This is a genomic window from Protofrankia sp. CiP1_Cm_nod4, assembly GCF_982290645.1.
The window spans coordinates 8,877-15,851 of record NZ_CEVIVC010000111.1; the positions used below are offsets into that span (position 1 = coordinate 8,877).

At 72.8% G+C, this 6,975-nt stretch carries 4 protein-coding genes; 2 read left to right on the forward strand and 2 right to left on the reverse strand.

Going from position 1 to position 6,975, the window contains the following annotated elements:
* On the reverse strand, positions 1 to 2,045 hold a 2,045-nt coding region (locus AC5LSR_RS18140; protein ID WP_493468715.1), incomplete at its 3' end, for a putative bifunctional diguanylate cyclase/phosphodiesterase.
* 639 nt (positions 2,046 to 2,684) lie between these two features.
* Entirely contained in the window at positions 2,685 to 5,486 is a 2,802-nt protein-coding gene (gene polA, locus AC5LSR_RS18145) for a DNA polymerase I (protein WP_250286883.1), read from the reverse strand.
* A gap of 437 nt (positions 5,487 to 5,923) precedes the next feature.
* On the opposite strand from polA, the gene AC5LSR_RS18150 reads away from it, so the two are divergent.
* Both AC5LSR_RS18150 and AC5LSR_RS18155 read left to right on the forward strand, forming a co-directional pair.
* Entirely contained in the window at positions 5,924 to 6,394 is a 471-nt protein-coding gene (locus tag AC5LSR_RS18150; protein WP_493465179.1) for a PaaI family thioesterase, read from the forward strand.
* Between the two features lie 29 nt (positions 6,395 to 6,423).
* Positions 6,424 to 6,597: a hypothetical protein gene (locus tag AC5LSR_RS18155; RefSeq protein ID WP_250286886.1), complete on the forward strand. Its 174-nt coding sequence runs from the start codon at positions 6,424 to 6,426 to the stop codon at positions 6,595 to 6,597.
* Positions 6,598 to 6,975: the final 378 nt, after the last annotated feature.

A 6,975-nucleotide genomic window follows, 5' to 3' on the forward strand; every position in this document is an offset into this window, starting at 1 on the left:
TCTGGCTCTGGCTCTGGCCGTCCGCCGGCCCGCGGGCCGCTGGATGCCGGCCCGCGGACGGTTCCCGGGCCGCCCTCGGGTGCCGGCCCGTCAGCGGCGGCCACGGCGGCCGCGGCGGCTGTCGGCGCGGCGGCTACCGGCCCGCCGTCAGATGGCGGCCCGCCGTCAGATGGCGGTTCCGCGCCGCCGGGGTGCGTGGCACCGGCGGGCCGCGGCCCGGTGCCGCCCACGGGGGCCAGGGACACCTCGTAGGTGCCGGCGCGTAGCACCGTCAGCAGGTGCGCGGAGGGCGGCAGCGGGGACGAGATCGCGTCGCCCTGCAGCAGATCGCAGCCGAGTTCCATCAGCATCCGCATGGCCCGGGCGTCCTCGACGCCCTCCCCGACCACGCGCAGCCCCAGCCGGTGGCCGAGATCCAGGACCGAGCGCACGATCGCGACGTCGGGCAGGCTGCCGTGGGCGTCGGAGACGAACCCTTTGTCGATCTTCACTTCATCGAACGGCAGGGTCTTGAGGATCTCCATCGAGCTGTAGCCGGTGCCGAAGTCGTCCAGCGACAGCTTGACCCCGCGGGTGCGCAGCTCCCGGAGCATGGCCGCGGCCCGCGCCGGCTGCGTGACCAGCGCGCTCTCGGTGATCTCAAGGGTCAGGACGTCGGCGGGCAGGCCGTGCCGGCCCAGCGTCTCCGACACCAGGTCGGGCAGGTCGTCGCGGACGAGCATGCGCGCCGAGAGGTTCACCGACACCGGGGTGTGCTCGCCGGCGCGGGCCCAGTCCGCGCACTGGCGCAGGGCCTCGTCCAGCACCCACTCGGTGAGGTCGATGATCAGGGTTGACCGTTCCGCCATCGGCAGGAAGGCGCCGGGCGCCAGCAGCCCCCGGCTCGGATGCGCCCAGCGCAACAGCGCCTCCACCCCGGCGATCCGGCCGGTCTGGCAGGACAGCAGCGGCTGGTAGTGCAGCACCAGCTCGTCACCGGCGATCGCGGCGCGCAGCTGCGCGTGCAGGGCGAGCTCCCACGGGCGTACCCCGCCCATGCCCGCGTCCCAGACGCCGACCCGCTCGCTCTCACGGGCGGCCGCGTGCAGGGCCGCGTCCGCGGCCGGCAGCAGCGTGCCGAGGGTCGTGCCGTGCGTCGGCGCGGCCGCCACGCCCGCGCTGGCCTCCACCTCCACGTCGACCCCGTCGATGCGGAACGGGCCGCGCAGCTGCCTGATCACGGTACGGCCGATCGCGCGCAGGTGCTCGTGGGCGGCGGCGGGCTCGTCGGGCAGCTCGAGCCCGCACAGGACGACGGCGAACTCGTCGCCGCCGAGACGTCCGACCAGGGCGGGATCCGTCGCCACGTTACGCAGCTGCATCGCGACGACCTGGAGCAACCGGTCGCCGGCGGGATGGCCGAGGGCGTCGTTGACCTCACGGAACCGGTTGATGTCGAGGAGCACCAGGACGGCGTGCCGGCCGTCGGCGACCGCCGCGGCGATCGCCGGCTGGGCGGCGTGGGCGAGGCCGGACCGGTTCGCCAGGCCCGTCAGCAGGTCACGGACGATCAGCAGATGGTTCCAGCGGCCGACCCAGAACGTCACCAGGGTGGTGGCGACGATCGTGACGATGGCCATCACCACCGCCGCCCCACCGGGGTACAGGTCGCCCTTGAGAGCAACCCCCAGCACCGCGCTGGCGCTGATGACCAGCGCGTGCAGGAGCGCGACCCGCAGGCGGACGACCATCGCGGCGTAGGCGGCGATCCAGAAGTACCAGAGCAGGTAGAGGTCGCTGTCCCGGCCCGAGTCGCTGCCGCCCAGCGCGATCGTGACGGCCAGCAGTGAGGAGAAGACCAGGAGCTGGTGCGCTCTTGGGCCGATCCGGGCCAGCAGCATGGCCGCGAGCAGGTTGGCCGCGCTGATCGCCGCCGCCAGCCACGTGGCGAGCCGGTCCTGCCCCGGCGAGCCGGGCAGCAGGGCCAACGCCGTGAACGCGACGATGCCCACCGTGGAAAGAACAATCAGGAAAAGCCGCCGGTCCGTGAAGAACGAGAGGCTCACGGCGATCGGTCCTCCTGCCATCGGGTGCGCGGCGCCACGGCCGCACCGGCCGAATCCGGAATATGACCCGAATCCGGGGCATGGACCGAGTCCGGGACATATCCCGGATCCGGGGCGGCCGGGCGCGACGGCGTAGACGGCTCCACTTCATGGCCATCGGTGCACTACACGGACAACGACACAATGCCTTTCCGCCGGGCCTCGACATGGCTGCCGGGCCTCGGTCTTTCCACCAGGCTCGCCGACGGGGCTCGCCGGGCCGGCGGAACCTGTCAGCCCACAGCTGGGAGCGGCTCACGCACTGCGACGCTCGCGCACCGCGACGCACCTGCACCTGTCCGGGCGACCGCCCGGACCCGGGAAAAACCCACTCGGCGAGATACGGATGGGAACGGGCCGGACATTTAGTTGACGTTCATATCACGACACGGGAACGATGCCGTTTCTCCACAGTAACCCGAATCCGACGGTCCACGCCCACGTCGGGGCATCCGGTGGCAGACGTCCGTGGCGACAGAACGGACAGCAACCGCGTAAAAAGGACAATAACGGATGGCGACAGAAAAGATGACAACAGGACGGAGGGCGACAGAAATGACGGGCGGTGACGGGAATGGCGCCGGGACGGCGCCGGAGATGTCAGTGCGCCGCGTCGTCCCATGTCCGGCCGGAACCGACGCTGACCTCGAGGGGGACCGACATCCGGTAGGCCCCGCCCATCTCGGCGCGCACCAGCGCCTCGACGTCGGCGCGCTCGCCCGGGGCGATCTCCAGGACGAGCTCGTCGTGCACCTGCAGCAGCAGCCGTGACCGTGCCCCGTGCTCCCGCAGCCGCCGGTCGACACCGAGCATCGCGATCTTGATGATGTCGGCCGCGGAGCCCTGGATGGGGGCGTTGAGCGCCATCCGCTCGGCCATCTGCCGTCGCTGCGTGTTGTCACTGGTCAGATCGGGAAGGTAGCGGCGGCGGCCGAGAATCGTCTCGGTGTAGCCGTCCGCGCGGGCCCGTTCGACCACGCCGCGCAGGAAGTCACGCACCCCGCCGAACCGGGCGAAGTACGCCTCCATCTGCGCGCGGGCCTCCTCCGGGTGGATGCCGAGCTGACCGGCGAGCCCGAACGCCGACAGGCCGTAGGCCAGCCCGTAGGACATGGCCTTGATCCGGCGGCGCAGCTCCGGGTCGACCTCGCCCACCGGGATGCCGAACGCCTGGGCGGCGACGAACGTGTGCAGGTCCTCACCCGAGGCGAACGCCTCGATCAGCCCCTGGTCACCGGAGAGGTGCGCCATGATACGCATCTCGATCTGCGAGTAGTCGGCCGTGAGCAGGGACTCGTACCCCGAGCCGACGACGAACGCCCGGCGGATCTGGCGGCCCTCGGCGGTGCGCACCGGGATGTTCTGCAGGTTGGGGTCAGCCGAGGACAGCCGTCCGGTCGCCGCGATCATCTGGTTGAACGTCGTGTGGACGCGGCCGGCGTCGTCGATCATCGGGATGAGCGAGTCCACCACCGTGCGCAGCCGGGCGACGTCACGGTGGCGCAGGAGCACGGCCAGCAGCGGGTGGTCGGCCTGGGTGGCCAGCCAGGCCAGCGCGTCCGCGTCGGTGGTGTAGCCGGTCTTGATCTTCTTGGTCTTCGGCAGGCCCAGCTCGTCGAAGAGGATCACCTGCAGCTGCTTGGGCGAGCTGAGGTTGAACGGCCGGCCGACGATCTCGTGGGCCTGCGCGGCCACCTCGGTGACCTGCGCGCCGTAGTGCTTCTGGAGCTCGAGCAGGTGGTCGGTGTCGGCCGCGATCCCCGCCCGCTCCATCCCGGCGAGCACCGTGACCAGCGGGAGCTCGACGTCGCGCAGCAGCGCGGTGGCGCCGCGGCGGTCCAGGTCGGCGTCGAGGGCGTCGGCGAGCTCCAGCGTCGCGCGGGCCCGCACGACGTCGGCGGCGGCGGCGTCCGTCTCGTCCGACCCGTCGATGGTCAGCTGCCCCGTCCCGGACGTCTCCGGGCGCAGGTCGCGCCGCAGGTAGCGCAGGACGAGGTCGGCGAGGTCGAAGGTGCGCTGGCCGGGCAGGGCCAGGTAGGCGGCGAGCGCGGTGTCGCTGGTGACACCGGCGAGGGAGAACCCGTGGGCGGCGAGCGCGAGCATGGGCCCCTTGACGTCGTGGGCGGCCTTGGGCCGGCGCTCGTCGGCCAGCCAGGCGGCCAGCGCCGCGTCGTCGTCCGCGGTGAGCGCGGTGGGGTCGATCCAGGCGCCGGCGCCGGCGGCGGTGGCGAGCGCGAGGCCGGTCACGCTGCCGGTGCCCCGGCCCCAGCCGCCCCGGACGTACACGCCGAGGCGCTGCCCGCCGCCGGTGTGCGCGGTCAGCCAGCCGGCCACCTCCCCGGGCTCGAGCACCCGCGCGGTCACCTCGAAGCCGGCGTCGGCCTCGGGCTCGACCGTGCCCAGCGCCGCGTACAGCCGCTCCCGCAGCACCCGGAACTGCAGGGTGTCGAAGAGCTGGTGGACGGCCTCCCGGTCCCACGGCCGGAGCTGGAGGTCGGTGGGTGTGACCGCCAGCGGCACGTCACGGGCCAGCTCGGTCAGGGAACGGTTACGGATCACGTTGGCCAGGTGCGCGCGCAGCGAGGCCCCCGCCTTCCCGCCGACCTCGTCGGCCCGGTCCACCAGGGCGGCCAGCGACCCGAACTGCTGGATCCACTTGGTGGCGGTCTTCTCCCCCACCCCGGGCACCGACGGCAGGTTGTCCGACGGGTCCCCGCGCAGCGCGGCGAAGTCCGGGTACTGCGCCGGGGTGAGGCCGTACTTCGCCTCCACCTCGGCGGGGGTGAACCTGGTCATGTCACTGATGCCGCGCCGGGTCATCAGCACCGTCACCCGCTCGTCGACGAGCTGCAGCGCGTCCCGGTCACCGGTGACGACGAGGACCTGCATGTCCAGGGCCGCGCCCTGGGTGGCGAGCGTGGCGATGACGTCGTCGGCCTCGTAGCCGGCGGCGGCGACCCCGGGGACGGCCAGGGAGTCGCACACCTGGTGGATGAGGCTGACCTGACCGACGAAGTCCGCGGGCGTCTCGGCCCGTCCCGCCTTGTACTCGGCGTACTGGGTGTGCCGGAAGGTCGGGGTCGGCAGGTCCCAGGCCACCGCGACGTGGGTGGGGCGCTCGTCCCGCAGCACGTTGATCAGCATCGAGGTGAAGCCGTAGACGGCGTTGGTCGGCTGCCCCGTCGTGGTGGAGAAGTTCTCCACCGGCAGCGCGAAGAACGCCCGGTAGGCCAGGGAGTGGCCGTCGAGGAGGAGCAGCCGCGGTTCACCCGCCGTGGCCCCCGCCGCCGCGCCGCCGGCCGGCCGGGCGGACGCCGCGCGCGACGGCCGGCCGGCAGCAGCCTTGCCGGCAGCAGCCTTGCCGACGGGGGGGTTGCCGGAGGTCGTGGTCGTGGCGGGCACGACGGCAATTCTATGGAGACGGTCCGACAGTCCTTCCGGCAGGGAACGCGCCGTCACCGGCCCGGCGCCCGGGGCGGCGGCCGCCGGCCCGGTCCGTGATCATCCCTGGAGAGATCACCGGCCTGGCGCCCGGGGCGGCGGCCCTGGCCGGCCGGACCCGCGGGCCCGGCCCCTCCCCCGCCGCGGCCCGGCGCCCGGTACGCCGCCATCGCGGTTCGCCGGCCCGCCCCACGCCATGCCGGCCCCACGCCATGCCGGTGCGCGGGTGGGGAGATATGTAGGTTTTTGACGTGACAGATTCGCAGACTTCGTGGAATGCCCCGTCATCGGGGAGCGCGCCGGGCCCGTCGGTTCCATCACACACAGCGACGGCTTCCGATCACGACTCCGCTCGCCGCGGCCCGGCCGACGGCGGCGCCGGTGACCACGTCATCGTCGTGGACCCTTCCGACCCGGTGGCCGTGCTGGCGGCGGTCAACACCCGGCGCGGCGAGCTCGCCGAGCGGATGGGCATCACGATCGTCGAGGCGAGCACCGAGCGCGTGGTCGCGACCATGCCCGTGGCGGGCAACCGGCAGCCGTACGGGCTGCTGCACGGCGGCGCCTCGGTGGTGCTGGCCGAGACGGCCGGGTCGGTCGGCGCCATGCTGAACGCCGGTCCCAGCCGGGCGGCGGTCGGTATCGAGATCAGCGCCACCCATCACCGGGCCGCGTCGTCCGGGACGGTCACCGGCGTCGCGACCCGGGTACACGCCAGCCGGTCCCTGGCCACCTTCGACATCCGGATCACCGACGATGCCGGGCGCCTGGTGTGCACGTCCCGCCTGACCTGCATGCTCCGCGACCGGGTACCGGCCGGCGGCGCCCCGGCACCGACCGGCGACGGTGACAACAGCCGGAGGCCGTGACACCGAGGACGGCGGCGACACCGGAGGCGGTGACAACAGAAACAAAACATAGCGACAACTTCCCGGAACGGTCGCGGGAGGGGCCAGGGCTGCTGCCGCTGCCCGTCGAGCCGGGCGGGACGCGGCTGTCCAGCCGTCCCGGCCGGCCTGTTCCCGCCCAGGTGTATGTGCCGGCCACCACGCGTGTGCCGGCCACCACGTGACACAAGGCCGACAGGAAGGCCCGGCTGCAGGCCGCGCTCCGGCCGGCGGACGGGAACGGGACACCGTCACAACGCCGCGGAACCGCTGATCACAGCGGGAAGACACAGTGCACAAACAACAGGCGGATGCGCTCCGCCCGGCGAATTGACGCCGACGGCGGTTGGGTCCTAGCGTCCACTGACAGTGGGACCCGGGATGGACGAGTAGATAACGTCCGCGCACGGGGAAGGCGCGGACGGCGCCAAAGGCCGTCCCGGGTTTCACTTATTTATCTGCCGCTTACAACTGTTCGCTGGCTGTCCGCCAACCCGCACCATGCGGATTCGGGTAGCCGACGCGGGAGGCGGCGGCGTCCGTCAGGCCTGTGGTGCCGGCGG